The following is a 2,550-nucleotide window of genomic DNA, read 5'->3' on the forward strand; positions in this document are numbered from 1 at the left end:
TCAAAGTGCTCATTTGTAGCCCATTGTTCAGTTACAATGTAATCGGTTTGCGTGTCATTATTTTTCACAGCCAGCTCGTAGCGTAAACACCCTACTTCTTTGCGCGATAACTTTTGTAAGTTATCAAGTGCACTAAGTAACGTAGCTGCATCAGCGTTTTTACATGACAGCATTGCTATAACGGTTAACATAGTTATTCCTTTGCATTAAAAAGTGCAGACTCACTGCACTTTATATTGAACACGCTTAAAACGTGTCTTGATCCCACTGCGGTGCAAAACTTGGGGTTGCTTGACGGTCGCCGCAATCGAGAGCATCAATACGCGCAATGTCTTCTTCATCAAGTTTTACGGCTTTATCATTAAAGTTATCTTCAAGATTTTTACGCTTAGTTGATGACGGAATGGTCGTCATACCCTTGGCGTTTACCCATGCAATAACCACTTGTGCAGGGCTTGCATCATGCTTCTTAGCAATATCAATAATGGTATGATCGTTTAACACTTTACCTACCACAAATGGCATATAGGCGGTGATATGAATGTCATGCTGCTGACAAAAAGCACGTAGCTTGGTATTGGTTAAATAAGGGTGTACTTCTATTTGGTTGGTGAATATTTCACGTGAGTCCAGTGTTTGCATGGCTTCTTTTAAATTCGCAATAGTGAAGTTCGATACACCAATATGCTTAGTTAATCCTAGCTGCTTTGCCGTTAATAACTCAGTTAAATACTCGCTCATTGGCTCATCGTTTGATGGCGCAGGCCAATGGATCAACAATAAATCGACTGAATCGAGTTGCAGCTTGTTAAGAGACTCTTTCACACTGGCGATAAAATCGCTTTTATTCAGTTTGTTATTCCACACTTTGGTGGTAATAAATAGCTCGTCTCTAGGGATATTGCTGTCTTTTATCGCTTGGCCAACTTGCTCTTCATTGCCATAAATCTGTGCGGTATCAATATGGCGAAAGCCAACTTCTAATGCCATTTTTACAGATTCATAAGCTGTTTTTCCTTCTAAGCGGAATGTCCCCATGCCTAAGTCTGGCATTTCAATTACACGTTGTGTCATAACTTTATCCTTATAAAAATAATCGGTTTAAATACAAACTTATTAGATTTCTAACCTAAGTTTTTCGAAATACACCTGTTACTTTGTTCATTTAAAATTTTTGACCTCGTAAAAGGTATGAGGCCATTAACTTTAGTTTCAAGGGCTAGAGCCTGTTTATCTTTCACAGTTACTTTTACATCCGTATGTTTGGTTTTTAGATAAGGCAGTATTAATGTAGGTAGAGAGCCAGAATAAAGTGCGGAAGTTTTACTTAATTTTTTACTTAACCCATCAGATTACAAACCTAGCATGGTGATTAAATAGCTTGTAAATTAAACAATCTTCAACCAGAGAGGTAACCGGCCCTAGCACCTAATAATTATATTTATAAATGACCGCTTTATAAAAAATTGAAAGTGCATCTCTCAAGGCCGCTATTTTCAACACTGTTAGCGCTGAAAGTAGTGGCTCAGAGTCGATTTATTCTACTGCGCTTTAGTTACTTATCTCTATGTTTTTGTGTAATTTTCATTTCACTGTAGCTGCTGTGTTCCATCATTTGATCCATCATCACTTGCATCATTCTCAGCTGACCTTCCATTTTATTGATACGTTCATCGCCCTCAGTTTCTGACTCTGAATCATCACCACTTTCATTTAGGTCGTTTATCATGCGCATATTTGCACGCATTGAGTTCATATGTTGTTCCATTAGCTGCTCACGCTTTTGTGGATTATTTTCGTTTTCGATCTGTTGCATTAGCGAAAACATTTGCCGCATTTTTGGTTCCATATGCGATGTTTTTTTATCATGCATCATCTTGCCCATCATCATATGATGTTCGCCTTCGCGTTCATCTTCTTGGGCAACTGCTGTAACAGCAAAAACAGCGGTTATAAACCCCACGATTAGATATCCTTTCATAACGAACTCCTTTTCACAGTCAGTTCATCATGAATAGCATGCGTACCTTCAGCACCTTTGGCGATTAACATTGCTGAGTCAATTTGGCTTTGGCTATCAACAATACCAATTAAACGCACATCGCCTTTATTCGTAATGACTTCGATATTAAATGCTCTGAGAATAGGATCATTCATTAAAGCCATTTTAACGTTTGCAGTTACATCGATATCTAAAACATTGTTAGCCACCGTACTTTTTGGCGGCTTTTCCGCAGCAATTTCTGGGGATTTATAGCAACCAGTTAATTGTGAAACCATCAGTATTGCAATAACACATAGTATTTTTGAAAAGTATTTATCCATTAGGATATCCTCAGTATTAAGTGGAGCGATCACCATCGGCGGTAAAGTGTATTCTTCACTACCTACCATCACTTTATTATGTAAGAGGCTAACGTTCTGTTGTAAGCGTCTAGCAAAGTGCACCTGCCAGTAACTCGTCAAACCGATTAAACTATTTCTTAATTTCAATTAGGAGATAGCCATGAGAAAAATGCGTAGCCTTGAGCAGTGGCGCAACATTATCGA

At 38.4% G+C, this 2,550-nt stretch carries 4 protein-coding genes; all 4 read right to left on the bottom strand.

Going from position 1 to position 2,550, the window contains the following annotated elements; all coding sequences use genetic code 11:
* Positions 1-191, bottom strand: a 191-nt coding sequence (locus H5232_RS22845; protein ID WP_182831585.1) for an antibiotic biosynthesis monooxygenase family protein, incomplete at its 3' end; no start/stop codon positions are given.
* Between the two features lie 55 nt (positions 192-246).
* Positions 247-1,074 carry a 2,5-didehydrogluconate reductase DkgB gene (gene dkgB / locus H5232_RS22850; RefSeq protein WP_182718952.1) on the bottom strand — a complete coding sequence of 276 codons (828 nt, stop codon included), beginning with the start codon at positions 1,072-1,074 and terminating at the stop codon, positions 247-249.
* Between the two features lie 481 nt (positions 1,075-1,555).
* A complete protein-coding gene (locus H5232_RS22855) occupies positions 1,556-1,981 on the bottom strand; it encodes a hypothetical protein (protein WP_182784660.1) in 426 nt (141 codons plus the stop codon).
* Positions 1,978-2,493 (bottom strand): BON domain-containing protein, encoded by a 516-nt coding sequence (locus H5232_RS23995; protein WP_220496124.1) that lies wholly within the window; start codon positions 2,491-2,493, stop codon positions 1,978-1,980. The genes H5232_RS22855 and H5232_RS23995 overlap by 4 nt, the downstream gene beginning before the upstream one ends.
* Positions 2,494-2,550 lie beyond the last annotated feature (57 nt).

Source organism: Pseudoalteromonas sp. SG41-5 (assembly GCF_014164495.1).
Classification (GTDB): domain Bacteria; phylum Pseudomonadota; class Gammaproteobacteria; order Enterobacterales; family Alteromonadaceae; genus Pseudoalteromonas; species Pseudoalteromonas rhizosphaerae.

Bases quoted from the DNA above. Each gene is read 5' to 3' on its own strand.
- dkgB (WP_182718952.1), bottom strand. From the start codon at position 1,074: ATGACACAACGTGTAATTGAAATGCCAGACTTAGGCATGGGGACATTC.
- H5232_RS22855 (WP_182784660.1), bottom strand. From the start codon at position 1,981: ATGAAAGGATATCTAATCGTGGGGTTTATAACCGCTGTTTTTGCTGTT.